The following is a 25,179-nucleotide window of genomic DNA, read 5'->3' as shown; positions in this document are numbered from 1 at the left end:
AATTCAGTTATTTTCCGGCGGCTTTGCTTTTTAATTCATCTTCAATGGCGCTGATCACTTCCACGGCTTCCTGGTAAGCGCCCTGGCGGTGTTCGCTGGAGCTGGCGGGAGCATACAGCGCCATCTCGCAACGGTCCGTGACCTCCAGCAATTTATGCATGGTTGCGCCGCTCACCTGCTGGGCGGCCAGCTTGTCCTGCACTTCCTGCTTGGTGAGCGTGGCCATGGGAATTTTAAGTTTATGGCTGAGGTAGCCCCAGATGGCGCGGGAAGTTTCTTCGTAGAAGGCTTTGTCTTTCCCTTCTTTCAGGTAACGCGCCGCCAGCTCAAGGCGTTTGAGCGCCACGCGGTTCGCATGTTTATGCCGCAACAGCGCGGCGTTGCTGCTGCGGAAGTTCTCGCGCCTGCGGTACCAGGCCAGGCCTGCAATACCCAGCAGCGGCAGCAGTAACAATATCCAGAAAAGAGGCTTGCCGAAGAAGAAAGGACTGCTTTTGCTCCAGTTCTGCGCATTGGAATGGATATTCGCCAGCTCGGTATTCACACCAAAGTCCTCGCGTTCTTTTTTGGTTTGTTTTCCCTGTGTTACGTGAATAGTAAAAGGCGAAGAAGTCAGCGTTTTATAAGCCTGCGCGGCAGGGTCGAAATAGGAGAACTCCACCGGCGGCAGATCGTAGTCACCTTTTTCCTGCGGCATCAGCGCGTACTGGAACTGCCGGCTCCCGCTCAGGGGGTTGCTGTTCTTCTCAATGTTATCGGTAACGGTCGGATCGTATTTTTCGAATGCCGGCGGTATGTTCAGCGGCGGCGCGCTCAGCAGGTTCACGTTGCCCTGCCCGGCGACATTCACCTTGAGGGTGAGCGCATCGTCGGTGCTCAGTTCGTTCTTGTCCAGCTGGGCCGTCATGGTGAATTTACCCACCGCGCCGTTGAAGCTGGCCGGGCGGCCAGCCGTGGGCAAGGGTTTAACGGTCACTTTTACAATGGGGCTCTGTATTTTGTACGGTACTACTTCATACTCGGGCGTGGCGAACGGATCGTCGCTGAAAAAATCGTCGAACGCGCCGCCGCCGAAGGCATCGCGGAAGAGCGGGTCGTTGAAGGGATCGTTCGCCGCGCGTTTTTTACGGGCGCCGAGCTTCACGAAATGCACCTGGTTGTCCACCTCCGCAGGGTCCAGCTCCAGTTCGCCGGATTGCAGGGGGAACAGCAGCGTTTTGCGGATCACAAATACGTTGAAAGGCACGCCGTTCACTATTTCTTCGTTGGCGCGCGGCGGGTTGGGCAGCTCAATGTCTTTCGCGGAAAACCCTTTGAAGGCGGGCACTTTCGTTACATTGGAATTCGTGGGCAGGCGGGTGTACAGCTTATAGGTAGCAGTGATCTGCTCGCCTTCGTAAACGCTGGTCTTGTCCACATCCACTTTCACGAAAATATTTTTACGGAGCTTGTCTTTCACATCTTCGCCTTTCCTGATCACACCGGGATGCGATTCCCCGTACACCTCGCCGCCAAAGCCACGGCGGGGCGGAGGTTGCGGTTGCGCCTGCTGCTGGGGTATTTGCGCGCCGGCGCCGCCTTTCACCACTTCGATATTGATAGGGTTGCTTCTTACCAGCTTGCCGTCCACCCGCGCAGTGGCGCCGGGAATCGTATAATGGCCGGGTGCCTGGGGCTGCAGCACGTAAGAAACAGCGAGATAGTTGGATACTTTGCCGTTCACATAAGAAGTGCTCTGCATCATTTCAGGACCCTGCACTACGGTGAAGCCTTTGAAAACGGGGGTGATCTGGCCGCTGAAGTTCACGGGATTTTCCAGCAGGAACTGCACGCGCACCATTTCGTCCATGGCTATTACGTTGGCGCTGCTATGGGTGGTAAAACGGAACTCCTGCGCTGTGGCAGTAAAGGCTGCACAACACAATATCAGCAGCGTGAATAAACTTTTCTTAAAAATGGCAATATATACCTTCATCCTGGAAACAAATTTAACCAAAGCCGCACCGGCGTACGCGCGCTGTGAGTTAAAAGTAAGTTAAAAAAAGCGTGTAAACAAGCCACAGGAAAGGATTTCGCCCCCGCATAATGCCTTTTACAGGAAGGGCGGAACCTCGCGGTTCGTTCCCCTGTATGTTAAACAGTATGATGCTCGGTTTGATCCTTGCATAATGTCACCCGATATCCCCCAGCATGGGGCGCATCAGGATGTCTTCGATAACAGCCTGCGGGCTGAGGTTATAAGCCGCCCAGATCATATCCGCCACATCGGAGGCTTCCATAAGCCTGTCCGCCGGGGCCTCAAAGCCTTCCCAGCTGGCCGTCCATACCGGGCCGGGACTGATGGAGGTAACTTTCACCCCGAAAGGCTTCATTTCTTGCCGCAGGTTCTTCGAAAAGCCCAGCAAGGCAAATTTCGTGATGCTGTAAGAGCCGCCGTTGGGGTATGCCTTATGGCTGGCGGTAGAGCAAAGGTTGAACACATGGCCTTTGCGCGCCGCTTTCATGGCGGGTATAAAGGCCCTGGTGAGGTGGTAGGCGCTGTAAAGGTTCACGGCCATCATTTGTTCGAGGTGCCCGTCTTCCTCCTCGTGCACCGCGCCCGGCGTGAATATTCCCGCATTATTGACCAGTATCGCCGGCGTATCGCCCAAAGTATCTTTTATTTTTTGCGCAAAAGCAAGCACCGCCTGCTTATCAGCCATGTCTACTATTTCAGCCAGCACCTTCACGCCCTGCCGCTGCTGTTCGATGGATTGTTTGGCGGCTTCGAGCGCAGCCGGGTTGCGTGCGCAGATGACAACGTCAAACCCTTCCGCAGCCAGCTTTTCAGCCGTAGCCTTGCCTATTCCCCTGCTTGCGCCTGTAATGATCGCGTACATATTTTGATTTGCCCTTTTTAAAGCCCTTAAAAATAAGGCAAAAATTACGGAAACGTTAAATCAGGGGTGCTTCCGGCCGATTGTCGTAAATTTGTGCTGAATTACAGCCGCCAACGCTACTGACTATTATGAGATACAAACATATTTTTTTCGACCTGGACCATACATTGTGGGATTTTGAGGCCAACGCCACGGCCACGTTACAGGAACTTTTTGCCGAATATGCACTGGATAAAAAAGGGATTCCCTCTTTTGAAAAATTTTACGCGTCCTATTCCGTGATCAACGAGAAACTCTGGGACCGCTTCCGCAAAGGATATATCAACAGGAACGACCTGCGCACCAAACGTTTCAGCATGACCTTCCTGGATTTCAAGCTTTGCGACGACAAGCTCTGCGAAAGCCTGGGCGCGCGTTTTATTGAAGTGCTGCCTACCAAGACCGCCCTCTTCCCGCATGCCACCGAAGTGCTGGATTACCTGCGCGACAAAAACTACCCGATCCACCTGATTACCAACGGGTTTGAAGAAACCCAGCGGCGGAAAATGAAACATTCCGGCATCAACGATTATTTCACGCATGTGATCACTTCTGAATCCGCCGGCAGCCTGAAGCCCCACCGCGAAATATTCGACTATGCGATGAAGCTCTCCAACTGCTCCGCATCCGAATGCATCATGATCGGTGATACCCTGGATGTGGACATCCTCGGGGCGCAGCAGGCGGGCATAGACCAGGTATATTTTGCGCCGGACAAACAGCCGGAAGGCATTCAGCCTACTTATACCATCAAAAGCCTGCACGAGCTGAAAGAGATATTGTAATTAAAAAAGGGCTGTGTTCCGCGCGGAACACAGCCCTTTTTTAATATCGTCAACTTTGATTATTATCCTTTTGTGGCAGGCTTGGCCTTTTGAGCCACAGCAGCCGGTTTGGCGGCCTTGTTTTTCATGGCGGCGGCAGCTTTGGAAGGCATGGGCATGCAGCAGGATTTGCCTTTGGCGGTCTGCTCTTCTTTGCAGCAGGGCTCACCTTCTTTATTGCAGGCCGCTTCTTTCGTTGCTTTCTTTTTTGCAGCAGGCTTTTCCTGCGCCAGTGCCGGGCCTGCCATCAATGTTACTGCCGCGAGGGCGAAAAATATTCTCTTCATAAAAGGAAAGTTATGCACTCAAAAACAAAATTGAAAACATACATCCCGTTCAGGAACTTCCCGAAACGTTTACGGAATCTTGATATGTTGGTTTGTTTCGTCACGTAATGAAGATAAATCAGTTCATCCTAAAATCATGTAAAAAGACCGATGAATTCGACGATCGCTTCAAGGATGGCCATCACATTTGCCCATCCCTCCATTCTTTCTCTGAACCTGGAGCCGGATTTTCGTTTCAGTTTCATGATGAACGGAAGATAATCCAATCCGTCTTAACTATCTGTTAAAACTCATCCCAGCTTCGCGATCACGGTCTGTCCGCCTCTCACGGTCTGTTCCAGCGCCACGTTCACTTCCGTGCCGATGGGCAGGTAAATGTCCACACGGGAGCCGAATTTGATGAAGCCCATTTCCTGGTTCTGCTTCACCTGCATGCCTGCCTTCAGGTAGTTCACAATGCGGCGGGCCAGCGCTCCGGCGATCTGGCGCACGAGTATCTCGGCTTTGCCGTTGCCGATCACCACGGTGTGGCGTTCGTTTTCGGTGGACGATTTCGGGTGCCAGGCCACCAGGTATTTACCGGCATGGTACTGGCTCAGCTTCACTTCCCCGCTGATGGGATTGCGGTTCACATGCACGTTGGCAGGGCTCATGAAAATGGACACCTGCAGCCTTTTGTCCTTAAAATATTCCGCTTCGAAAGTTTCTTCAATTACCACCACTTTACCGTCTGCCGGGGCGATCACCAGCTGCTCGTCCTGGTTCAGCACCCTGTTGGGGATGCGGAAAAAGGAAATGATGAAAAGGAATAAAACCAGTGAAATACCGGCTACGACGTAGCCGAACACCGGGGCGCCCGGGAGCAGGTAAAATACCGCGCCGTTGATCAGCGCCAGTACCACAAAGGTGATGGCGATGGTAGCCGTTCCCTCACGATGGATAGTCATGTTCAGATTTGTTAATGAAAGATCGCCGGTTTTTTTCCGGCGGTACGAAGGTATGAAGAAAATAAAAATTTATCGCACAAAGAGACTCACGTATATCCATGCAAAAGGCGCCGCTACGAGCAATGAATCGAATCGGTCCAGGAAGCCGCCGTGCCCGGGCATGATCTTCCCCGAATCCTTTACGCCCGCCAGCCTTTTGAGGCGCGATTCCAGCAGGTCGCCCGCGGTACCAAAAACGGCGGCTATCACGGCCAGCGCGATCCAGTGCGGCCAGGCCAGGCCCCAGCGTTCAGCCCCCCAGAAATACCCGAAAACGCCGGCAGCGGCGATAGCCAGTATCATTCCACCCACCGTTCCCTCAATGGTCTTTTTCGGGGAAATGGAGGGAAAGAAAGGCGTGCGGCCGATGAGGGAACCTACAATGTAGGCCATCGTATCATTGATCCAGATAAAAATGATCAGCAATAACGGGATAAGTGCGCCGTTTGATCCGTCGTGCCCGGCCAGGTACCACCCCGTTCCCGTCACCGTGGTATGCCATCCGGGTTCAACGGAAAATGTGGCCGGCAACAATCTCAGATCCACCATCATGCTCAGGGGGGCAGTTACATAAATAAGCCCCAGTATGGAATAGCCGATCGTTTTCAGCGAAAAATTCCTGCTCATCAGTATTTCGCCAAGCGGCAGCAACAGGATGAAAATGAATGCCATCACAAATCCTATCTCGCCAAGCGTTACGCCGCTCCCGCCAAAATGCTGGTCGGTTACCGCCATCATCACCGCGCAACCCGCTATCAGCAGGCCAACGCGGTGCCAGGGCGAAACCTCGTTATAGTCGCTGTCCATCAGGCGCACGAGCTTCACGTACTCCCTCAGGGCGAAAAAGTTGATCAGGAAAAACAGGAGAAAAAAGGACAGTTCGTTCCACAGGATGCCCCCGAGCATGATTGCTACAAAAAAGAGGGCGGTAATGGTGCGCGTGATGAAGGTCTTCATGCTGTGCTCAAAAAAGTTAGATCGGCCGTAAAGCTAAGGATTGTTTTCGATCTTCCCTTCCTGGCTGGCGGCTATCAGCTCTTTCGCTTTTGCTTCGTTGCTGTTGTGCACATACACTTCGTCCATGCCGGGCAGCATGGTTACAAAGGAGGAGTCCTGCCGGTTGATGATCACGGCCTCGATCTCGTTTTCTATCAGCATGCCTTTGATGATCTCTGATTCAAAGGATACATTGCTGGCAAATACTTTTACCCAGTCTTTTTCCATATCAATATTCTTTTTCTTCTGTGATAACTTCCGGTTGGGCCAGCGCTGCGGCGTTGTACCCGTTTTCTTTCGCCCGCCGGTACAGCCGCCAGATCAGCAGCCCGGTGACCACGGCGCTGAGCAGCCCGAAATACAGCGGCACATGCTCGTCTGCCGTGGCGTCGTACTTCGTCATTTTCGCCTGGTACAGGTATATTAACACCACCTGGAGGCCGTTGTTCAGGAAATGCGCGGCGATAGACAGCCAGAGGCTGCCGGTGGCGAAATAGACAGCTCCCAGCAAAAAGCCCAGCAGCACCCTGGGCATGAATCCCAGGAACTGGAAATGGAGCACGCTGAATATCACGGCGGTGATGAGCGCGGCCACCCAGCCGTTCTTAATCATTTGTGTGATAAGCTTTTGCATCACGCCCCTGAAAAGCACCTCCTCCGCGATAGCGGGCGCCAGGGCCACCAGCAGCAGATTGGTGAGCATGGAGGTAAGGTCGGGCATTTTCAGCATCATTTCCGTTTGCACCTTGGCGGACTCTTCAATATCCATCAGCGATTTCGGCAGGGGCCAGCTTTCGTTCCATTCGCTCAGCAATCCTACCATCGGGAAGGCGCAAAGCATAACCAGGATGGCCATTCCCAGGTGTATGAACCCCGCCCGCCGCTCCAGCCCGAGGTAGGCTTCAGGTTTCGGGCTGGCGATCCACGCCAGCAGCAGTCCCGGCACCAGGAATATCATGGTGGTGTACAGGAACTGGAGCATTTTGGCCGCAAACGCAAAAGACGGGCTTCCCCAAACAGCTGTATCGGTTATCTGTTCCAACGTATAGCCGCCGCTGATAGCCGGGAAAAGCACGACCATCAGTATGCCGAATACGAAGTAACAAACGAACATCAGGGCGAAAAGCAATGCCAGCCGGGAAAAAGGAGATGATTTGCGTATTAGGTCCATAAACTATCGCTGTGCTAATTTTGCGTAAATTTACAGCGTGTTTGCCAGTTGACCGACAAAATAAAAACGGGCAAGATTAATATGGTGAAAATCGGAAATATAGAACTGGGTGAATTTCCACTGCTGCTGGCGCCCATGGAAGATGTGAGCGATCCGCCGTTCCGTGCGGTTTGTAAAATAAACGGGGCGGACCTGATGTATTCGGAGTTCATTTCATCCGAAGGCCTCATCCGTGATGCCATCAAAAGCCGCCAGAAGCTGGACATTTTCGATTATGAAAGGCCGGTAGGCATCCAGATCTTCGGCGGAGATGAAGAGCCGATGGCCATGGCGGCGCAGATCGTGGAAGCGGCCAATCCTGACCTGCTGGATATCAATTTTGGCTGCCCGGTGAAAAAAGTGACCTGCAAAGGCGCCGGCGCCGGCATCCTCAAGGATATACCCAAGATGGTAAAGCTCACCGAAGCGGTGGTAAAGGCCACAAAGCTGCCGGTTACGGTCAAAACCCGCCTCGGCTGGGACGATGATACCAAAAACATTGAGGAAGTAGCGCAAAGGCTGCAGGACGTGGGCATCCGGGCGCTCACCATCCATGGCCGCACCCGTACGCAAATGTACAAAGGGCATGCGGACTGGACCCTGATAGGCAAAGTAAAGAACAACCCGCGTATACATATACCCATTTTCGGTAATGGGGACATCTGCACGCCCGAGCAGGCCCTGAATGCCCGGGAAAAATACGGGGTGGACGGAGTGATGATCGGGCGGGCTGCCATTGGCTACCCCTGGATCTTCAACGAGATCAAACACTTCCTGGCAACCGGCAAACACCTGCCGCCACCCACGGTGGAGGAACGGGTAAAAGTGTGCAAGCAGCACCTTCGCCACTCCATCAGCTGGAAGGGAGACGTGGTGGGGATACTCGAAATGCGGAGGCATTATACCAATTACCTGAAAGGTCTGCCGCATATCAAAGAATTCCGTGCACAATTAGTAACTTGCAATACAGCGTCAGCGATAGAATCGGTCCTGGATGCCGTTGCATTACAGTACAAAGATCATATATTTGAGCGGACAATGGCCCCAATGGCTGGCTCGGAAGGAACAGCAATTCAAACAGAAAGAGAACTGGCGTGTGGTATCGCGGATTAACCCCGAATTGAATCACCAAAAAACTGCTTTCACAATGGCCACGGTTAAAAATCTGAAAAATGAGGTCTGGAAAGACTTGCAGATTAAAAACAAATCTGCCCTGCGGAAAAAATACGCAGTGTCCAACATGGGAAGAGTGATCAGTTACCACGAAAGTATCGAAGACGGAAAATTGTTGAACGGCTCTACCGTTGAAGGTTACACGGTGTTAAACATCAAACCGGCGGACACCTACCAGAGCCTCTACCTGCACCGCGAAGTGGCGCGGCTCTTTTCCCCCAAAACCAGCCGGGCGCAGAAATACGTTATCCATCTCGATTTTAATAAAAAGAACAACAAGGTGAGCAACCTCCGCTGGGCTACCAAGGAGGAAATGGAGAAACACCAGCAGAACAGTCCTGCCAAGCTCGCCTACAAGGAACTGCAGCGCCACCGCCTGAAAGGGCTGAAGCTGAATGTGACCAAGGTGAAAAGCATCAAGCGCCTGCTGGATAAACCCGGCAAAAAGACGATGAAGCAGATCGCCGAGCAGTTCTCCATCAGCGAAATGCAGCTCTACCGCATCAAAAGCGGGGAGAACTGGAGCCATGTAACACTGGATTAAAGCCTGAATCTTCAGGAATGATCATATTTTGATGTTGTCTGACAGTGGTCCGGCCTATGCCGGGCCACTGCCTTTTTGACCCCTCCTTGCTTGCTTCCCTGTTTTGCCGTACCTTACTCTTCCAAAATAGTAGACTATGTCAGACAAGAAAATAGCGATCATTGGCGGCGGAAACCTGGGTTCCGCCATAGCGGAAGGACTTTTAAAGAGTGGATTCAGCAAACCGGGAAGCATCACCGTCACCAAGCGCAACACCGCCACCCTGGGCGCTCTGCGCGAAAAAGGCGTACACGTGGAATCCGATAACGCCAAAGCCATCAGCGAATCAGATGTGGTGGTAGTGGCTCTCAAACCATACAACGTAAAAGAAGTGCTCAGCGAGCTGCGCGCCAGCTTCGACGCTAAAAAACAGATCCTCATCAGCGTGGTTACCGGCGTGCTGCTGGACGATCTTGAAAAGATCACCCTGCCCGGCCTGCCCATTTTCCGCGCCATGCCCAATACGGCTATCGCCATCCAGGAATCCATCACCTGCATCTGCGGGCGTAATGTAACGGAGGAGCAGACGGCTTTTGTAAAAGATATGTTCGACCAGCTGGGCGTTACCGTCAGCATCGATGAAAAACTAATGGACGCGGCCACCGTGCTCGGCGCCTGCGGCATCGCCTATGCGCTCCGCTTTATCCGCGCGAGCATACAGGGCGGTATAGAAATTGGATTTGATGCTGCAACGGCTAACCTTATCGCCGCGCAAACCGTGAAAGGCGCGGCCGAGCTGCTCATCAAAGGCAACCGCCATCCCGAAGCGGAAATCGATAAGGTGACTACGCCCAAAGGCTGCACCATTGCGGGCTTGAACGAAATGGAACACCAGGGCTTCAGCTCTTCCCTCATCAAAGGCATCACCGCCAGCTACGATAAGATCCTGAAACCGTAAGGCTTTTCAATATAGGTATACTAAAAAGAAGGCCGGGATAAGATTATCCCGGCCATTTAGTTAAACCTACAACTGTTACACTGTTTGTAACAACTATTATTACTTATGCAAGTATTTTATCAGTTCATCATGGAAGCGGCTTCCATCTCACGGCCCTGCAGCTCCTGCACGGTAGGCGCCACCATCCGCTGGCGGATGTAACGTTTCTTCGAAGTGCGGTTCATGCCGAACCTCGCCATTACCTTATCCACTACCATGTACACCACCGGCACCACGATCAGCGTCAGGAACATGGAGCTGATCAAACCGCCGATAATCACCCAAGCCAGGCCGTTCTTGGTGGAAGCCACACCGCCCGTTGCCAGCGCGATCGGCAGCATGCCTATCACCATCGCGATGGTGGTCATGAGGATCGGGCGGAGGCGTGCCTTGTTCGCATGTATCAGCGCATTATAAGTGCTCTGGCCTTCTTCTTTCATCTGGTTGGTAAAGTCCACCAGGATGATCGCGTTCTTCGCCACCAGGCCTATCAGCATGATCATACCCAGGATGGTGAAGATATTCAGCGTATTGTTCGTCAGCGCCAGCGCCAGCAATGCCCCGATGATAGACAGCGGGATGGAGAACATCACCACCAGCGGGTAAATGTAGTTGTCATACAGCGCCACCATGATGAGGTACACCATGATGATCGAGATGAGCAGCGCCATACCCAGCGTGGAGAAGGAATCGCCCTGGTTTTCGGCATCGCCTCCGAACTTGTAAGATACGCCGGTCGGCTTTTGTAATTTGGCCAATCTGTCGCCGAATTCCTGTGTAACGGTGCCGGAAGGACGGCCCATTACCTGGCTCTGCACATTCACGGAAGTGTTTTTGTCCCGGCGCTCCAGCCTGCTGGGCCCCGAACCTTCGGTTACGGTGGCAAACTGGCTCAGTTTGATCAGCTCGCCTTTATCGTTCTTAAAATCGATCTGCGCAACGTCGTCAATGTTTTTACGGTTGAAGTCGTCGAAGCGGATGTTGATGTCGTATTCGTATTCGCCCTGGCGGAACTTCACCTTCGAATCGTCTGCGGTGCCGCTGAAAGCGGTTTGCATGGTGCCGCCCACGTTTTCCAGGGTGAGGCCGAGGGCGCTCATCTTGTCGCGGTCCACCTGCACGTTGATCTCAGGGTTACCCTCTTCCACGGAAAGTTTCACCTCGCTGGAACCTTCTACTTTCTTCAGCTCGGCCATCGCTACTTTGGCGAAGCCCATTACGCTGTCCAGGTCGTTGCCCATCACCACCAGCTCAACGGGAGCGCGCTGCGCGGTTCCGAGAATGCTCACGGGCGTGGTTTTCACTTTCACGCCGGGCAATTGGGCCGAGAGTTCTTTTTTGACCTTGGATGCGAAGATGTCTGAAGACTCCCGCAGGTGCTGGTCTACCAGCATCACGGTGATCTCTGATTTATAGGCGGTGGATTGCGACGCGCCGAAACCGTCTTCTGACGTTTGCCCCACAGTAGTGATCAGCGAGGTCACGGCGTTTTTCCCGCTCATGATCTGCTCTACTTTCCGCGTGGCCTGGTTGGTCTGTTCCAGCGAAGCGTCTTTCGGCATTTCAAGCATTACGATGAACTGGCCGCGGTCGCCGTTGGGGATAAACTCCCCGCCGATGTATCCCCTGCCCACGAGCTGGAAAGAAGCGATCAGCAGCACGAGGGCGCCTACGATGGTAATGGTTTTATGGCCAAGCGCCCATTTCAGCAGGCCGGTCATCCAGGCGGTGAATTTGTCCAGCTGCTTTTCGAACCAGAGAATGAATTTCTCGAAAATATTTTTACCGGTCAGGTGCGTGAGCTTACCGAAGCGGGAAGCCAGTAAAGGCACGATGGTAAAGGATGCCAGCAAGCTCAGCATGGTGGATATCATTACCACTACGCAGAATTCCCGGACGATCTTACTCACCAGCTCGTTAGTCAGGGAAATGGGAAGGAACACGACCACGATCACCAGCGTAATGGAAGTTACGGTGAACCCGATCTCTTTTACCCCGTCGAATGCGGCGCGCACTTTGTTCTTGCCCATTTCCATATGCCGGTAGATGTTCTCCAGCACCACGATCGCGTCATCCACGAGGATACCTACTACCAGCGAAAGACCGAGCAGGCTCATCAGGTTGAGGGAGAAGCCGAACAGCTTCATGCCGATGAAGGTGGCGATCAGCGAAGCGGGAATGGAGATCATTACGAAGATGGCGTTCCTTAAGCTGTGAAGGAACAGCATCATCACGGCCGCCACGAGGAGGATAGCGATGATCAGGTCATGTATCACGGAGTCCGCCGATTCCAGTGTGAACACGGATGCGTCGTTCGCGATCTTGACCTTCAGGCTGGCGCTGCTGTATTCTTTTTCAATTTCCGCGATCGCTTTCTGCATGGCTTCACTCACGGTTACGGCGTTCGCGTCGGTCTGTTTCTGCACCTGCATGGCAATGGCGCTCTCACCGTCTACACGGGCGAGTTTCTCGGCGTCTTTCTGGCTGTCCTGCACGTCGGCCACATCGCCCAGGCGCACTTGCGTGCCGGTGGGTGTGGTGGTGAGCACGAGGTTGCGGAGCTGGTCCACGTTTTTATATTTACCGGCGAGGCGCACGAGTATCTGCTGGTCCACGGTCTTTACTTTGCCGGTCGGGAAGTCCAGGTTGGCGTTGGTGATGATCTGGCGTACCTGGAGGATGGAAAGGTTATATGCCTCCAGTTTCTTCGGGTCGATATTGATCTTGATCTCTCTTTCCTGGCCGCCGATGAGCGTAATCTGCGCAACGCCCGGCAGGCGGGAAAGCTGCGGCTGGATCTTTTTGTCCACCAGGTCGTAGAACTGGCGGTCGTCCATTTTGGCAGTAGCGGAGAGGGTCATGATGGGAAGGTCGTCCAGCGAGAATTTGTTGAGGCTGGGCGGCTTGGCGTCGCCGGGAAGGTCCGCCAGTACGGCGTTTACCTTACGCTGCGCGTCCTGCAGGGCAATGTCCACATCTGCGTCGTTATTCAGTTCCACCGTTACCATGGAAAGGCTTTCGGAGGAGCGGGAAGTCAGTTTTTTGATCTTTTCCATGGAAGCCACCGCATCCTCTATCTTTTTGGTGACGGTGCTTTCCACTTCCTGCGGCGAGGCGCCGGGGTACACCGTGGCAATGGTCACGATGGGCGAGCTGAACTTGGGCAGCAGCTCGTAGTTCAAAGCCTTGTAGCTGATGAAACCCAGCAGGGTGAGGATCGTGAACAACACGATCACAACGGTAGGCCGCTTTATCGAAATTTCTGTAATCTTCATTTGTCAAAAAAGTTTAAATAAGCGATCCTGTTACTTGCCCTGCACGGCTACTTTGGCGCCGTCTGTCAGGTTGATCTGGCCGCTGGTGATCACGGTTTCGCCTTCGGCGAGCCCTTCACGGATCTCCACTTTGTCGCCAAAGATGCGGCCCGCCGTTACTTTACGGAGCCTGGCGGCATTGCCTTCCATTACGTACACCTGGTTGCCGTTCACACCGCCCACGAATGCGTTGCGGGAAACGAGGATGGCGGGCGCCTGCTGCGGCATGGCGAAGTTCGCGGTGCCGTACATGCCGGCCCTCAGCGGTTTGCCGGCGATGTTGCTCACTTCCATCTCAACGGGATAGCTCAGCGTGGCGTCGCCTTTGGCGGCAATGAAAGTGATCTTGCCGGTATATTTGATTTCGGGGAATACGTTGGTGGTCACCTCTACTTTATCTCCCAGCTTGAGGTGGATCACCTGCTGCTCGGGAACGGTCACTCTCAGCTTCAGATGGCTAACGTCCACGATGTCGAACATTTTGGTGCCGGCGGAAAGGTAGGCGCCCTGTTCTACATATTTGGCGTTGATGGTGCCGGAGATCGGCGCTTTCACATGAGTGTCGCGGATGCGGCGCGATGCAGCTTCGTAGCGGGTTTGCGCGATCTCATACTGGAGGCGTGTGTCGTCCATTTGTTTCTGCGTTACGCCGCCGGTCTTGAAAGCGCTTTCGTAACGTTCTTTATCCACCTTCAGCTGCTCAAGGTTCACTTTGGCGGATTGCAGGTCGGTACCCAGCAATTCGTCGTCTATGCGCGCCATGATCTGGCCTTGTTTTACGAAGGTGCCTTCGTCTACCAGCAGTTTGGTGATGCGGCCTGATGTTTCGCTGAGGAAGGTAAGCTCGCGGGCAGGCTCGAAGTTCCCGTTGGCGGCAAAAGCCTGGTCAAATTCCGTTCTGGTCACTTTTTCGGTCAGCACCGGCACATCGCCGGAGTTGCTTTGTTTTACGAATTCGATCTTTTCCGTGTTGGCTTTTTTGTTCGCATTCAGCTTCCACATGATGGCAGCAAGGGCTGCTATTGTTAAAACGCCGTAGATTAAAACTTTCTTCATGGCTTGCATTAGTTTAAAAGTGATGGCAGGTTACCGTGTGATTTGATGAGGTCGAGTTCTGCTAATTTGTATTGCAGCAGCGCTTCGTTGTAGCTGTTCTGGGCTTCCGCCAGCGAGGTTTCAGCGTTCAGCAGGTCTGTAAGACTGGCCAGGCCCAGGTTATAATTGTTCTGGGTGGAAGCGTACACTTCATCTGCCAGCGATACGTTCTCCTTTTGTGTTTTAATGGTGCTGAGACTGTTCAGCAGCATAAGCCTGCTGTTCTCGAACGCAGTGGTCATTTCCAGCCTGTTGGCTTCCAGCTGCTTGTTCACCTGCGCCAGGGTCACATTCGCCTGGTCCACGCGGGAGCGGCGGGCAAAACCGTCGAAGATGGGGATCTTCAGCGTAAGCCCGATGGAGGCCATGCCGAACCAGTTGCCGGAGGAGCCGCCCTTGAACAGGTCGAACTTGTCGCTCAGGCCGTTGTAGCTGTAGCGGCCGTTGAAGCTCAGGCTGGGAAAGTATTCGGCGATGTAAGCCTTTTTCTGGAAGGTTTGCAGCTCTTCCGTCTTCTTCAGCAGCTTGAATTCCGTTCTGTTGCTGAGGTTGAAGTTGCCGAAGTCCTGCGTCACGGCGGCTTTCTTTTCTATGTCGGACAGTTGCAGGGGCGGCAGCGCGATATCTTCTTCCACGGCCATGCCCATGATCTGTTTCAATTTGTTTTCGTCTACCCGCAGCTGGTTTTGCAGCTGGCTTTTCTGCGTCTGGTAGTTCACGAGGTTCACTTTAATGCGGTCCAGGTCGATGCGTTTGGCCAGGCCGTTGTCCAGCTGGCTTTGCGTGGTTTCTACAAGACGCGTAAGTTTCTCTATGTTTGTCTGGATAACGTTCATTTTTTCCTGTTTCACCAGCAGGGCGTAGTAGAGGCCGGATACGTTGTAGATCACGTTCTCCCTTGTTTGCTGGGTTTGCAGGGTATAATATTCTTCGCCTGATTTGGCGGCTTTCAGGCCGGTGAATACGCTCTGGTTGAAGAGCTGCTGGTTCAGCTCGGCCGTTGCGGTGGCGTTCCAGGTGGTACCCACTTCCACGGCCATGGGCTTGCCGGGTTCTGCCTGGTTAAAAGCGCCGGGCAGCACCATTACCTGTTTCTTAAGATTGTCCGTAAGGTTGCCGCTGCCGGTTACCTGCGGCAGGGCCTGGGCGCGGATCTCTTTGGTCTTGAGCCTGCCGAGGTCTTCTTCCAGGCGGCTTACTGCCAGCGTCTGGTTATGGTCCAGGGCGTAGCGCAGGCATTCCTGGAGGGTGAGTTGTTTCGTTTGTGCGTTCGCGTTGATCGTTCCCGCGGTCGAGAGGAACAGGAACGGTATGATCCATTTTTTCATGTTACAGTTTGTGGCGAATGAGTTATGCTGTTACTTTTTCAGGAAGATATTGTTCCACCACGCGTTGGCCTTCGGCGGTGGCAATTCCGTGTATATAGTGAGCCGTCATTTGTTCCACCACTTCGTGGAGGTCAAATTCTGCGGCGGGATAAAGCAGCGGGTTGAAGAGCGCGTTCAGCTGCAGCATGCGCATATGCACGAGGATGTCCGTATGCAGGGTGCTGCGGTAAAGCCCTTCGCTGATACCACGTTCCAGGTTGGCGCGGATGATGCCGGTCACATGCTGTTCCCGGAAGTCCAGGATCTTTTTCCAGGCGGTAGGATGATATTTCTCCAGTTCGAAGAGCAGCACCGGGTTGGTGCTCCTGGCCAGGTGTTCCGTGTATTTGATGGAAAGGGCCAGCTCTTCGATGGCATTGGCACCGGCCGCCGTGCAGCTGGTAAGCTGCTGGCAGTAGGTTTTGGTCATAAAGGCCACCACTTCGTTGATCAGCTCGGTCTTATCGGCAAAATGTTCGTACACGGTCTTTTTGGACATGCCGCAGTCGCGGGCTATATCCTGCATCGTGATACTTTTGATGCCGAAGGTCCTGCAAAGCCGGAGCGCTGTTTCGAGAATCCTTTCCCGCATGATCAACTTTTTAAGCCTTTGATGAAGATGTCGGCCAATTGCACCTGCCACTGCCGCACTATTTCAAATTCCTCCTCACTGATGTCATCCGTCAGTTCACGGGCGGAAAGGGACAGGCGCAGGCCGATCATGGATTGTATATAAAGGGCAGCTATTTGTTCCGGGTTGTCCGCAACGAGTTCGCCGGAGGCGACGCCTTTCCTGATGATTCCTGCTACGAGTGCTGTTTCTTTTTCCCGGGCCTGGCGGAACGTTTCGTCGGAATGTAATAGCTGCTTGTCTTTCAGAACTTTGAATAATTCCAGGCGGCAAAATCTGCGGGCAAAGTTGTGGCGCACCGGTATCATGTCCAGGAGGGCTTCCTGGGCGGTGGTTGCGGTGGCGGCGCTTTGTTCTATTTCCTGGAAGTACATTTCCCCGGCTTTTTCCAGCACGGCGAGGTGCAGGCTGTGTTTATCGGGGAAGTAATAGTATAGTGAAGCTTTGGAGCAATGCAGGTCGTCGGCAATCTCGTTCATGGTGGTCTTGGACGCACCGTAATGAGTGAACCGTTTCAGAGCCGCCTCAATGATCCGCTCGCGCATTTCGTCTCTGTTTTCTGTGTGCATTAACTTTCTGACTTTTTTAGTTACAAAGTCAAAATTAGAATAAGTTTTGAATATTGGTAAGTACGGTTGACCATTTAACGGATTTTTAACTATTTTTTGACGAAGGGAGGCTTCGGGGTTTTCCGGGTTTTGGAGGTCTGAAAGTCAATTGTTTAATAAATGAGGAAAATTGGCCAGATTATCGATATAGATTGAAATACAATTGATTGTAAGAGAAAACAATATTTTATATGCATTGTACACAAATGAATTCAAAATGAGTTGCGCTCAGAATAAAATGTGTAAAAACATCATTAATATGATTTTAGACCACTCATTGCGTTCACAACTGCTTTTGGAGCAGGGGTATTAGTGAAAAAAGAAAAAGTCTGTATGAGGTTAATAATCAATTGATATTTTTTCCAGGTGTCTCGTAAGATAAGCCGGCGTTGCCTGGAGCAAGCCCGGTCATTGCGAGCAACACACGTCATTACGAGGAGCGTTTTATCCCAATAAAAAAGGCGCTCCTCCCGGAACGCCTCCTTTATATAATATCTCTAAAAAAACTATTGCAGTTTCTCCAGCGCGGCTTTCAGGGCAGCCAGCATCGCCGGGATCTCTTCCTTCACGCAGGTACCCACGCTCAGGCGGTACCAGGGAGAATTTTTGGCGGAGCCGAATGCGTAGAAAGGTACCACCGCCAGTTTCGCCTCGTCCAGGATGTAGGACGTAACGGCGCCCTGGTCTTCCAGTACTTTTCCGTCCGCAGTCTTCTTGCCTGCCAGGTCCAGTTTGATGGTGAGGTAAATGGCTGCCTGGGGCGCAATGGCGTCCACTTTATGACCGGCTTTCTTCAGCGCGTCGAAACCTTCGTAGATCTTTACGAGCCTTTCTTCCACTTCGCCTTTAAAGTGTTTCAGGTATTTATCCACGGCTTCTTTCTGCACCAGGTATTTGGCGGCGGCTTTCTGCTCGGCCATGGGGCTCCATGCGCCCACATGGGAGAGGATAGCCTTCATTTTGGTCATCACGTGCTTGGGGCCCAGCGCCCAGCCCACGCGTACGCCGGTGCCGGCAAACGCTTTACTCATCCCGTCTATGAACACGGTATAATCTTTCATTTCAGGACGGAGGGATACCGGGTTGTAGTGCTGCGTTTCACCGAAGGTGAGCACCCAGTACATCTGGTCGAACAGCACGTAGAGCGGTTTTTCACCTTCGCCGCGGCTTTTGTTCTCGGCCAGCACCATGTCGCAGATATCTTCCAGCTGTTTTTTACCGAAGGTGGTGCCTGTGGGGTTCTGCGGGGAGCAGAGCGCCAGCAGGGTAGCGCCTTTCAGCAGCGGTTTCAGCTCGGCTGCGGTAGGCATGAAGTCGTTTTCCGCTTTGGCTTCCAGCACCACGTGCTCTCCTTCCAGGAAGTGTGTATAGTGGTTGTTGTTCCAGGAAGGCGTAGCGTAGATCACTTTCTCGCCACGGTCTACGATGGTACGGTAGGTTGCATAGATGATGGGACGGCCGCCGCAGGAGATCACGATCTCGCTGGCGGGGTCGAAGGTGAGGCCTTCGCGCTCCGCGATGAACTCGCCCACCGCTTTGCGCAGCTCGGCAATACCGTCTGCGGGCGGATAATTGGTATATTTATCCCTGTACGCCTGGATGATCTCGTTCTCGAACTCAACCGGGATAGGGAAAACCTTGGGGTCAAAGTCACCGATGGTGAAATTGTAGATCTTTTCACCCTTAGCCTGCTTTTCCTTGATCTCTCCTGCAAGTTTGATAATTTCGGAACCTATCAGCGTTTCGGCTAAATGAGACAGTTTCATAACCCCTGTTTTTTGTTTTTAATGAATGGATTGTTTTTGCGCCCGCAAAACTAACCGATTTATTAATAATTTAAAAGAAATGGGGAATGGTTTCCAATTTTTTCAACATTTTGATAAAAAACCGCCGATTCATTCAAAAACAGTGACATTTACTGCATTTTCATCAAGGATTGAGTTTTATGCCGGGGCCTGCTGCTGTTGCATCCTGATGTGGAAAAGCCGATCGGCATCATTCGCAAAACTTTATATCTTTAACCTTACATTTGCAAACAATTAAGTAACCTTATGAAGTTTATCGTTTCTTCCTCTACTTTATTAAAACAATTGCAACAGATCAGCGGTGTGATCAACTCCAACACAGTATTGCCCATCCTTGAGGATTTCCTCTTCATGATCGACAAGAATGAGCTGACTGTAGTGGCCACCGACCTGGAAACCGTTATGAAGGTAAAGCTGGAGGTGGAAGCCAAGGAAACCGGCCGCATCTGTATTCCCGCCAAGATCCTCATGGATTCCCTGAAGAACCTGCCGGAACAGCCGCTTACCTTCAATATAGATCTCAATTCCTTTGCCGTGGAGATCACTTCAGACAACGGTAAGTATAAAGTGATGGGCGAAAACCCGGAGAATTTCCCCAAAGAGCCCGCCGCGGAAGACGCTACCCGGTTCGAAATGCCGGCCTCCGCCCTCATCACCGCCATCAACAAAACGCTCTTCGCTGTCAGCAACGACGATCTGCGCCCGCAAATGACCGGCGTGTATTTCGAGCTGAACCCGGAGAACCTCACCTTCGTGGCCACGGATGCGCACAGGCTGGTGAAATACATCCGCACGGATGTGAAATGCCCGCAGGCAGACAACTTCATCGTGCCTAAAAAACCGTTGAACCTGCTCAAATCCGCCATTCCCGACAACGAAAGCGCCCTGCAGGTGGCCTACAGCCGCAACCACTTTTTTGTTACGCACGACAATGCGCAGATGATCTGCCGCCTGATAGACGCGCGTTTCCCGGATTATAAGGTAGTGATCCCGAAAGAGAATCCTTACCGCCTCACCCTCGTGAAAAACGACTTCCAGAATGCGCTCAAACGCGTAGGCGTGTTTGCCAACAAGAGCACCAACCAGGTGGCCCTCAACATCAGCGGTTCCGAATTGCAGCTCTCCGCGCAGGATGTGGACTTCTCCTTTGAAGGTAACGAACGCATGAGCTGCCAGTACAACGGCGAAGACATGCAGATCGCTTTCAACGCGAAATTCCTGATCGAAATGCTGCACGCTGCCGAAGGAGACGAGATCACCATCGACCTCAGCGCCCCCACTAAAGCCGGCATCCTCCGCCCTGTTGAAAAAACAGATGAAGAAGACCTGCTCATGCTGGTGATGCCGCTGCTGATGAACAACTAATCTTATTACAGAAAAATACAGAAGGCCATCCAGGGGATGGCCTTTTTTATGCCCGGATACTACAGTTATTAAAAACGACTATATATTAAACATTTGAACTATCGGTTCAATAAACCGCCATTTTAAGAAACAGTTAATTCTTTCTTCTTATATAAAGTATTCTATGAATGAATTTCTTCTTTTCCCCGGAAGAAATTATCCCCCGGAAACCCGCCACAATTGGGCAAAATGTCGTAAATTCTAAGTGGATTAATGCAGGATTTCACGTAACTGATATGGCTACACGCCCCAATTCTCAAAACAAATGGTCGAATTCTTTGAACATATTCCCTCTTATTACCGTACCGCTATGCTTGTTGCAGGGCTGGTAATATTATGGATATTGGAAGGGGCTATTCCACGTTTGCGTTTATCCGGCAACAAATACCGCCACGCCGGCACTAATCTCTTTTTTACGCTTACCACGGCTATTGTGAACCTTGGCCTGGCTTTCCTGATCGTAAAAGCGGCGGACTTTACCTCGGCACAACAGTTCGGCCTGTTGTACCTCATCCAGATGCCGCTTTGGCTGCATGCCCTGCTCGCCATCATGATGATGGATTTTATCGGCGCATACCTTGTTCATTTCATACAGCACAAAATAGCCTGGATGTGGCATTTCCATAAAATGCATCATATGGACACCGCGGTAGACGCCACCACCGCGCTGCGGCATCACCCGGTGGAATGCCTGTTCCGCGTAGGCGCGTTGCTGGTAGCCATCCTGCTCACGGGCATCCCCATCTGGATGGTAATGTTCTACCAGAGCATCAGCGCGGTCATGAGCCAGTTCAACCATGCGAACATTCGCCTGCCGTATTGGGCAGACAAAGCGCTGAGCTGGATCATCGTGTCGCCTGACATGCACAAGGTGCACCACAGCCGCCACCAGCCTGAAACGGATTCTAATTATGCGAATATATTTTCTGTCTGGGACCGTTTATTCGGCACCTTCGTAACTGTGAAAGACACGGCCAGCCTGCGTTACGGGCTGGATGAGTACCAGGACGAACGGTACCAGCATATTGGGGCTTTGCTTAAGACGCCATGGGAGGACGTACCTGTACCGGAAAAGCGCGCGGGATTTCAACAACAGTAGGGTTAATTATTTGATAACTATATAATCCAATTAAAATGCACCACCCAACTAGTCTGCCTAAGATTGCAGGATTTGCATCCATCTTCATCGGTGTGATCACTGCCGCCTTTGCATTCATCAGCAAATCTGCCGAAGCAGCCATTTACCTTGGCGCAGCGGGAGTTTTGGCCTGCCTCGTGTCCCTGGTTATCGCACGCAAGAATATCGACGAACTGCAGATGGCTGTAGCTGGCCTGTTCCTTTCTATCGTAGCCACGGGCATCGGTGTTTGGCAGTTGTACAACCTGTAAGCACTTTGTGCGCTCTCAAGTTCCTCCTTTCGGGTGCCGGTGTAATAACCGTACCCAAAATGAATGAACCTCCCGAATCCGGATCGGGGAACTTGTGCTGATCCTATTTCCCTTTCCCCTTGCGCGTGTATTTTTCAAGGTAACCCGGCGCAGCCTTCAGCGGGAATAATACCATGGATGTATCGTCCAGCGACTTAACGAGGAGTGTGTCAATCGCTGAAACAGGATTTTCGACGCCTTCGGAATGGCTCCACAAAAACAACGTATCCTTTACTAAAGACCATTTATCGTACAGCAGCGTATGCATGTTGATGGAAGATGCTTTGCCGTTCTTCCGGATATTAATGCCCTGCGTAAGACTGTCCAGCCCCGGCACCGGCTGCATCCACCGCCCGGTAATGAGCGTGGAATCGATATGCACCGGCGTGTCCGCAGGCAATACCACCGCGGTATCCCCTTCCATCACGGTCGTGTCCGTAAGACTGTCCGCAGCAGCAGCCGCGCTGTCTTCCCCCGTTTCTTTCTGCACCGGCGCCTGGCAGGCAGCCAGGAGCAGCAGGCAAAGCGGCATCATCCAAAATTTATTCATACGGTCGAATTTACAGGTTGTTATCAAAGATAATGCTAAACACCCGCTATTTGGAATTTGGGAATCTTCCGCTTAGATTTGTATCCACTTTAGGGGTGTTCCGGCCTTGAGCCGGAACTGAGATGATACCCTCAGTACCTGATACAGTTCACACTGGCGTAGGGAAAAGTAATACTGAACTCCTTCTCATCACATCCTTAAAGTTTATTGTTTCACCTAAACTCCTGCAATCATGGAAGTGCTTGTAAACAATAAACTTTATGCGGTGCAGCCGGAAACCACGCTTGCTGCGCTCTTACAGTTTATTCAGCTCTCAACCCGCAAGGGCATTGCCGTTGCCGTCAACCAGAAAGTAGTGCCGCGCCTTAGCTGGAGCGTTGTTACCCTGCGCCCGGCGGACGAAGTAACGATCATCCAGGCCACACAGGGCGGTTGATCTTTTTTCCTGTAACCGGCCTCAGGACCCAAACCCGGCATCCGTTGCGTCGCACGCTTCAGCGGCGGGATGCAGGTGGGCGTTTGCGTGTATTCCCGCGCAACAGGCCCTGCTATTCCCATCATTTTTAAAAGACTGCAAAAATGCACACGAACATCACGCGGGCTCCTTTTCCCGCTTCACAAAAGATCTATGTAAAAGGCAGCCTGCACAACATCCAGGTGGCCATGCGCGAAATAACTCTCACGGATACACGCCTGCACGGCCGCAACGGCGCAACCGAGGCGAACGCGCCCGTTACCGTATACGATGCCAGCGGCCCCTACACCGATCCCGCTATCGAGATCGACCTGGCCCGGGGCTTGCCCCGCCTGCGCCAGCCCTGGATCACAGGCCGCGGCGACGTGCAGCCGCTGCATGAATTCTCTTCCGCCTACGGCCGCGCCCGCCTGGCAGATCCCGCGCTGGATCACCTGCGTTTCGAGCACCTGCAATTGCCGCTCCGGGCAAAGCCCGGCAGCAACGTATCGCAGCTGCATTACGCCCGCAAAGGCATCATCACCCCGGAAATGGAATACATCGCCATCCGTGAGAATCAGCGCGCGGAGGAACAGTTCCGGGCCGATAACTCCCTCTGGCAGCAGCACCGCGGCACGGGCAAACACAACGCCTTCATCACGCCTGAATTCGTGCGCAAAGAAGTAGCCGAAGGCCGCGCCATCATCCCTTCCAACATCAATCACCCGGAAAGCGAACCGATGATCATCGGCCGCAATTTCCTCGTGAAAATAAACGCCAACATCGGCAACTCCGCCGTTACCTCCTCCATCGAAGAGGAAGTGGAAAAGGCCGTGTGGGCCTGCCGCTGGGGGGCGGACACCATTATGGACCTCAGCACCGGCAAACACATCCACGAAACCCGCGAGTGGATCATCCGCAACTGTCCCGTGCCCGTAGGCACCGTGCCCATCTACCAGGCGCTCGAAAAAGTGAATGGCAAGGCCGAAGAGCTTACCTGGGAGCTGTTCCGCGACACGCTCATCGAGCAGGCCGAGCAGGGCGTGGATTATTTCACCATCCATGCCGGCGTGCTGCTGCGCTACGTGCCGCTTACCGCACGCCGCATGACGGGCATCGTTTCCCGCGGCGGTTCCATCATGGCCAAATGGTGCCTTGCGCATCACAAAGAGAATTTCCTCTACACGCACTTCTCCGAAATTTGCGAGATCATGAAAACCTACGACGTGGCCTTTTCCCTCGGCGACGGCCTGCGCCCCGGCTCCATTGCGGATGCCAACGACGCCGCGCAGTTCGCGGAGCTGGAAACCCTCGGCGAGCTTACCCATACCGCCTGGAAAGAAGACGTGCAGGTGATGATCGAAGGGCCGGGCCATGTACCCATGCACCTCATCAAAGAAAATATGGACAAGCAGCTGGAACACTGCCACGAAGCGCCTTTTTACACCCTGGGCCCGCTCACCACAGACATTGCTCCCGGCTACGACCACATCACCAGCGCCATCGGGGCTGCCATGATAGGCTGGTTTGGCACGGCCATGCTGTGTTACGTAACGCCCAAAGAACACCTGGGTCTGCCGGACCGTGAGGACGTAAAGCAGGGCGTGATCACCTACAAGCTCGCGGCGCATGCGGCAGATCTTGCGAAAGGCCATCCCGGCGCACAGTACCGCGATAATGCGTTGAGCAAGGCCCGTTTCGAATTCCGCTGGGACGATCAGTTCAACCTCTCCCTCGATCCGGATACAGCGCGGGCTTTCCATGATGAAACCCTGCCTTCGGAGAACGCCAAGGTGGCGCATTTCTGTTCCATGTGCGGCCCGCATTTCTGCTCCATGAAGATCTCCCAGGAGGTGAGGGATTTTGCGGAAGCGCAGGAAGGTATGGCGGAGAAGTCCAAAGCATTTGCGGAACAGGGCGGCGAAATCTATTCCTGATGATCTGGGTGGTAACTGCGCCGGGCGCCGTTCCGGATGAAGCGGCCGTGTTGTACAGCCTGTTTTCCGCGGGCCTGGAAACGCTGCTGCTGCGCAAGCCCGGCTGGAGCGCGGCGCAATACGAATCGCTGTTGCAGGGCGTTCCGCCCGGTTTCCGCAACCGTATTATGCTGGCAGGATATCCTGAGCTGGTGGAACCTTATGGCCTGAAAGGGCTGCATCTCAGCGGGCAGCTCCGCGCGGTGGTGCCTGCCCGGGAAATAACCGGTTTCCGTAATTCGGGATTTTTTGTGAGCACCTCTGTTCATGCCATGGAAGAAGCGCCGGTAAATGGTTCCGGTCCGCGGAGTGAAAAGACGGATGCGTCTTGCAACGCTGTAACCGGCTGCTGGCCTAAAGGCTGGGATTACCTCATCCTCGGTCCCGTGTTCGACAGTATTTCAAAACCCGGCTACACCGCCCGGCAGTTTGATTCCATACCATCCAATGCCATAGGTATCGGCGGCATTCAACCCGCCAATGCCGGCAAAGTAAAACAGATGGGCTTCCGCGGCGCAGCATTGCTGGGAGCCATCTGGCAGGAGCCATCGCTTGCGGTGGAAGTATTTATTCATGCAAAAGGATCATGGAAAGACTGAACTGTACAAATTAAAAAATGAAAACAACACACCG

The 25,179-nt window shown here is 53.1% G+C and carries 24 protein-coding genes and 1 riboswitch; of the genes, 10 read left to right on the top strand and 14 right to left on the bottom strand.

What is annotated here, in order from left to right:
* Positions 1 to 7: 7 nt before the first annotated feature.
* Positions 8 to 1,975: a BatD family protein gene (locus tag ACTJIK_RS02980; protein ID WP_440644805.1), complete on the bottom strand. Its 1,968-nt coding sequence runs from the start codon at positions 1,973 to 1,975 to the stop codon at positions 8 to 10.
* Between the two features lie 196 nt (positions 1,976 to 2,171).
* Positions 2,172 to 2,879: an SDR family oxidoreductase gene (locus tag ACTJIK_RS02975; RefSeq protein ID WP_440644804.1), complete on the bottom strand. Its 708-nt coding sequence runs from the start codon at positions 2,877 to 2,879 to the stop codon at positions 2,172 to 2,174.
* 128 nt (positions 2,880 to 3,007) lie between these two features.
* Here ACTJIK_RS02975 and ACTJIK_RS02970 point away from each other — a divergent pair, with 128 nt between their 5' ends.
* The gene (locus ACTJIK_RS02970; RefSeq protein WP_440644802.1) at positions 3,008 to 3,703 is read left to right on the top strand and encodes a YjjG family noncanonical pyrimidine nucleotidase; all 696 of its coding nucleotides are present in this window, start codon (positions 3,008 to 3,010) and stop codon (positions 3,701 to 3,703) included.
* Positions 3,704 to 3,765: 62 nt separating this feature from the next.
* Here ACTJIK_RS02970 and ACTJIK_RS02965 read toward each other — a convergent pair whose 3' ends face one another.
* From ACTJIK_RS02965 to ACTJIK_RS02945, 5 genes are all read right to left on the bottom strand, one after another.
* Positions 3,766 to 4,029, bottom strand: coding sequence for a hypothetical protein (locus tag ACTJIK_RS02965; RefSeq protein ID WP_440644800.1), 264 nt, complete (start codon positions 4,027 to 4,029; stop codon positions 3,766 to 3,768).
* A 290-nt stretch (positions 4,030 to 4,319) separates the two neighbouring features.
* A complete protein-coding gene (locus ACTJIK_RS02960) occupies positions 4,320 to 4,976 on the bottom strand; it encodes a phosphatidylserine decarboxylase family protein (RefSeq protein WP_440644798.1) in 657 nt (218 codons plus the stop codon).
* Between the two features lie 69 nt (positions 4,977 to 5,045).
* Positions 5,046 to 5,972 (bottom strand): phosphatidate cytidylyltransferase, encoded by a 927-nt coding sequence (locus tag ACTJIK_RS02955; RefSeq protein ID WP_440644797.1) that lies wholly within the window; start codon positions 5,970 to 5,972, stop codon positions 5,046 to 5,048.
* A gap of 33 nt (positions 5,973 to 6,005) precedes the next feature.
* Complete coding sequence (locus tag ACTJIK_RS02950; protein ID WP_346316962.1) at positions 6,006 to 6,239, bottom strand: putative signal transducing protein; 234 nt, start codon at positions 6,237 to 6,239, stop codon at positions 6,006 to 6,008.
* A gap of 1 nt (position 6,240) precedes the next feature.
* Positions 6,241 to 7,182, bottom strand: coding sequence for a lysostaphin resistance A-like protein (locus ACTJIK_RS02945; RefSeq protein ID WP_440644796.1), 942 nt, complete (start codon positions 7,180 to 7,182; stop codon positions 6,241 to 6,243).
* An 81-nt stretch (positions 7,183 to 7,263) separates the two neighbouring features.
* Between ACTJIK_RS02945 and dusB the strand changes: the two genes are divergently transcribed.
* The 3 genes from dusB (at position 7,264) to proC (ending at position 9,875) form a co-directional block, all read left to right on the top strand.
* Positions 7,264 to 8,334 (top strand): tRNA dihydrouridine synthase DusB, encoded by a 1,071-nt coding sequence (gene dusB / locus ACTJIK_RS02940; RefSeq protein ID WP_440644795.1) that lies wholly within the window; start codon positions 7,264 to 7,266, stop codon positions 8,332 to 8,334.
* A gap of 34 nt (positions 8,335 to 8,368) precedes the next feature.
* Positions 8,369 to 8,938 carry an HNH endonuclease gene (locus tag ACTJIK_RS02935; protein WP_440644794.1) on the top strand — a complete coding sequence of 190 codons (570 nt, stop codon included), beginning with the start codon at positions 8,369 to 8,371 and terminating at the stop codon, positions 8,936 to 8,938.
* 136 nt (positions 8,939 to 9,074) lie between these two features.
* Entirely contained in the window at positions 9,075 to 9,875 is an 801-nt protein-coding gene (proC, locus tag ACTJIK_RS02930; RefSeq protein ID WP_440644793.1) for a pyrroline-5-carboxylate reductase, read from the top strand.
* 119 nt (positions 9,876 to 9,994) lie between these two features.
* On the opposite strand, the gene ACTJIK_RS02925 is transcribed toward proC, so the two are convergent.
* From ACTJIK_RS02925 to ACTJIK_RS02900, 6 genes are all read right to left on the bottom strand, one after another.
* Positions 9,995 to 13,189 carry an efflux RND transporter permease subunit gene (locus ACTJIK_RS02925; RefSeq protein WP_440644792.1) on the bottom strand — a complete coding sequence of 1,065 codons (3,195 nt, stop codon included), beginning with the start codon at positions 13,187 to 13,189 and terminating at the stop codon, positions 9,995 to 9,997.
* A 30-nt stretch (positions 13,190 to 13,219) separates the two neighbouring features.
* A complete protein-coding gene (locus tag ACTJIK_RS02920; RefSeq protein ID WP_440644791.1) occupies positions 13,220 to 14,284 on the bottom strand; it encodes an efflux RND transporter periplasmic adaptor subunit in 1,065 nt (354 codons plus the stop codon).
* A gap of 8 nt (positions 14,285 to 14,292) precedes the next feature.
* Complete coding sequence (locus ACTJIK_RS02915; RefSeq protein WP_440644790.1) at positions 14,293 to 15,651, bottom strand: TolC family protein; 1,359 nt, start codon at positions 15,649 to 15,651, stop codon at positions 14,293 to 14,295.
* A gap of 22 nt (positions 15,652 to 15,673) precedes the next feature.
* Positions 15,674 to 16,282, bottom strand: coding sequence for a TetR/AcrR family transcriptional regulator (locus ACTJIK_RS02910; RefSeq protein WP_440644789.1), 609 nt, complete (start codon positions 16,280 to 16,282; stop codon positions 15,674 to 15,676).
* A 2-nt stretch (positions 16,283 to 16,284) separates the two neighbouring features.
* Entirely contained in the window at positions 16,285 to 16,890 is a 606-nt protein-coding gene (locus tag ACTJIK_RS02905) for a TetR/AcrR family transcriptional regulator (RefSeq protein WP_440644788.1), read from the bottom strand.
* 545 nt (positions 16,891 to 17,435) lie between these two features.
* Complete coding sequence (locus tag ACTJIK_RS02900; RefSeq protein ID WP_440644787.1) at positions 17,436 to 18,695, bottom strand: pyridoxal phosphate-dependent aminotransferase; 1,260 nt, start codon at positions 18,693 to 18,695, stop codon at positions 17,436 to 17,438.
* A gap of 285 nt (positions 18,696 to 18,980) precedes the next feature.
* On the opposite strand from ACTJIK_RS02900, the gene dnaN reads away from it, so the two are divergent.
* The 3 genes from dnaN to ACTJIK_RS02885 all read left to right on the top strand — a co-directional run bounded on the left by dnaN (position 18,981) and on the right by ACTJIK_RS02885 (position 21,527).
* Complete coding sequence (gene dnaN / locus ACTJIK_RS02895; protein ID WP_440644786.1) at positions 18,981 to 20,099, top strand: DNA polymerase III subunit beta; 1,119 nt, start codon at positions 18,981 to 18,983, stop codon at positions 20,097 to 20,099.
* Between the two features lie 304 nt (positions 20,100 to 20,403).
* Positions 20,404 to 21,237, top strand: a complete 834-nt coding sequence (locus tag ACTJIK_RS02890) for a sterol desaturase family protein (protein ID WP_440644785.1) — start codon at positions 20,404 to 20,406, stop codon at positions 21,235 to 21,237.
* A 35-nt stretch (positions 21,238 to 21,272) separates the two neighbouring features.
* Positions 21,273 to 21,527 (top strand): hypothetical protein, encoded by a 255-nt coding sequence (locus ACTJIK_RS02885; RefSeq protein WP_346316975.1) that lies wholly within the window; start codon positions 21,273 to 21,275, stop codon positions 21,525 to 21,527.
* Positions 21,528 to 21,630: 103 nt separating this feature from the next.
* On the opposite strand, the gene ACTJIK_RS02880 is transcribed toward ACTJIK_RS02885, so the two are convergent.
* Positions 21,631 to 22,116 carry a lipocalin family protein gene (locus tag ACTJIK_RS02880; RefSeq protein ID WP_440644784.1) on the bottom strand — a complete coding sequence of 162 codons (486 nt, stop codon included), beginning with the start codon at positions 22,114 to 22,116 and terminating at the stop codon, positions 21,631 to 21,633.
* Positions 22,117 to 22,197: 81 nt separating this feature from the next.
* Positions 22,198 to 22,298: riboswitch (TPP riboswitch) on the top strand.
* 50 nt (positions 22,299 to 22,348) lie between these two features.
* On the opposite strand from ACTJIK_RS02880, the gene thiS reads away from it, so the two are divergent.
* The 3 genes from thiS to ACTJIK_RS02865 all read left to right on the top strand — a co-directional run bounded on the left by thiS (position 22,349) and on the right by ACTJIK_RS02865 (position 25,145).
* Entirely contained in the window at positions 22,349 to 22,552 is a 204-nt protein-coding gene (thiS, locus tag ACTJIK_RS02875) for a sulfur carrier protein ThiS (protein ID WP_440644783.1), read from the top strand.
* 143 nt (positions 22,553 to 22,695) lie between these two features.
* Complete coding sequence (gene thiC / locus ACTJIK_RS02870) at positions 22,696 to 24,507, top strand: phosphomethylpyrimidine synthase ThiC (protein ID WP_440644782.1); 1,812 nt, start codon at positions 22,696 to 22,698, stop codon at positions 24,505 to 24,507.
* Positions 24,507 to 25,145 carry a thiamine phosphate synthase gene (locus ACTJIK_RS02865; RefSeq protein ID WP_440644781.1) on the top strand — a complete coding sequence of 213 codons (639 nt, stop codon included), beginning with the start codon at positions 24,507 to 24,509 and terminating at the stop codon, positions 25,143 to 25,145. The genes thiC and ACTJIK_RS02865 overlap by 1 nt, the downstream gene beginning before the upstream one ends.
* Positions 25,146 to 25,179 lie beyond the last annotated feature (34 nt).

It is taken from the genome of Chitinophaga sp. 22620 (assembly GCF_052044405.1).
GTDB lineage: Bacteria > Bacteroidota > Bacteroidia > Chitinophagales > Chitinophagaceae > Chitinophaga.
This window is presented reverse-complemented; position numbering and strand designations above follow the sequence as displayed.

What these genes read in the sequence shown, in the direction of transcription:
- ACTJIK_RS02980 (WP_440644805.1), bottom strand. Translation starts at nt 1,975, where the DNA reads ATGAAGGTATATATTGCCATTTTTAAGAAAAGTTTATTCACGCTGCTG.
- ACTJIK_RS02975 (WP_440644804.1), bottom strand. Translation starts at nt 2,879, where the DNA reads ATGTACGCGATCATTACAGGCGCAAGCAGGGGAATAGGCAAGGCTACG.
- ACTJIK_RS02970 (WP_440644802.1), top strand. Translation starts at nt 3,008, where the DNA reads ATGAGATACAAACATATTTTTTTCGACCTGGACCATACATTGTGGGAT.
- ACTJIK_RS02965 (WP_440644800.1), bottom strand. Translation starts at nt 4,029, where the DNA reads ATGAAGAGAATATTTTTCGCCCTCGCGGCAGTAACATTGATGGCAGGC.
- ACTJIK_RS02960 (WP_440644798.1), bottom strand. Translation starts at nt 4,976, where the DNA reads ATGACTATCCATCGTGAGGGAACGGCTACCATCGCCATCACCTTTGTG.
- ACTJIK_RS02955 (WP_440644797.1), bottom strand. Translation starts at nt 5,972, where the DNA reads ATGAAGACCTTCATCACGCGCACCATTACCGCCCTCTTTTTTGTAGCA.
- ACTJIK_RS02950 (WP_346316962.1), bottom strand. Translation starts at nt 6,239, where the DNA reads ATGGAAAAAGACTGGGTAAAAGTATTTGCCAGCAATGTATCCTTTGAA.
- ACTJIK_RS02945 (WP_440644796.1), bottom strand. Translation starts at nt 7,182, where the DNA reads ATGGACCTAATACGCAAATCATCTCCTTTTTCCCGGCTGGCATTGCTT.
- dusB (WP_440644795.1), top strand. Translation starts at nt 7,264, where the DNA reads ATGGTGAAAATCGGAAATATAGAACTGGGTGAATTTCCACTGCTGCTG.
- ACTJIK_RS02935 (WP_440644794.1), top strand. Translation starts at nt 8,369, where the DNA reads ATGGCCACGGTTAAAAATCTGAAAAATGAGGTCTGGAAAGACTTGCAG.
- proC (WP_440644793.1), top strand. Translation starts at nt 9,075, where the DNA reads ATGTCAGACAAGAAAATAGCGATCATTGGCGGCGGAAACCTGGGTTCC.
- ACTJIK_RS02925 (WP_440644792.1), bottom strand. Translation starts at nt 13,189, where the DNA reads ATGAAGATTACAGAAATTTCGATAAAGCGGCCTACCGTTGTGATCGTG.
- ACTJIK_RS02920 (WP_440644791.1), bottom strand. Translation starts at nt 14,284, where the DNA reads ATGAAGAAAGTTTTAATCTACGGCGTTTTAACAATAGCAGCCCTTGCT.
- ACTJIK_RS02915 (WP_440644790.1), bottom strand. Translation starts at nt 15,651, where the DNA reads ATGAAAAAATGGATCATACCGTTCCTGTTCCTCTCGACCGCGGGAACG.
- ACTJIK_RS02910 (WP_440644789.1), bottom strand. Translation starts at nt 16,282, where the DNA reads ATGCGGGAAAGGATTCTCGAAACAGCGCTCCGGCTTTGCAGGACCTTC.
- ACTJIK_RS02905 (WP_440644788.1), bottom strand. Translation starts at nt 16,890, where the DNA reads ATGCACACAGAAAACAGAGACGAAATGCGCGAGCGGATCATTGAGGCG.
- ACTJIK_RS02900 (WP_440644787.1), bottom strand. Translation starts at nt 18,695, where the DNA reads ATGAAACTGTCTCATTTAGCCGAAACGCTGATAGGTTCCGAAATTATC.
- dnaN (WP_440644786.1), top strand. Translation starts at nt 18,981, where the DNA reads ATGAAGTTTATCGTTTCTTCCTCTACTTTATTAAAACAATTGCAACAG.
- ACTJIK_RS02890 (WP_440644785.1), top strand. Translation starts at nt 20,404, where the DNA reads ATGGTCGAATTCTTTGAACATATTCCCTCTTATTACCGTACCGCTATG.
- ACTJIK_RS02885 (WP_346316975.1), top strand. Translation starts at nt 21,273, where the DNA reads ATGCACCACCCAACTAGTCTGCCTAAGATTGCAGGATTTGCATCCATC.
- ACTJIK_RS02880 (WP_440644784.1), bottom strand. Translation starts at nt 22,116, where the DNA reads ATGAATAAATTTTGGATGATGCCGCTTTGCCTGCTGCTCCTGGCTGCC.
- thiS (WP_440644783.1), top strand. Translation starts at nt 22,349, where the DNA reads ATGGAAGTGCTTGTAAACAATAAACTTTATGCGGTGCAGCCGGAAACC.
- thiC (WP_440644782.1), top strand. Translation starts at nt 22,696, where the DNA reads ATGCACACGAACATCACGCGGGCTCCTTTTCCCGCTTCACAAAAGATC.
- ACTJIK_RS02865 (WP_440644781.1), top strand. Translation starts at nt 24,507, where the DNA reads ATGATCTGGGTGGTAACTGCGCCGGGCGCCGTTCCGGATGAAGCGGCC.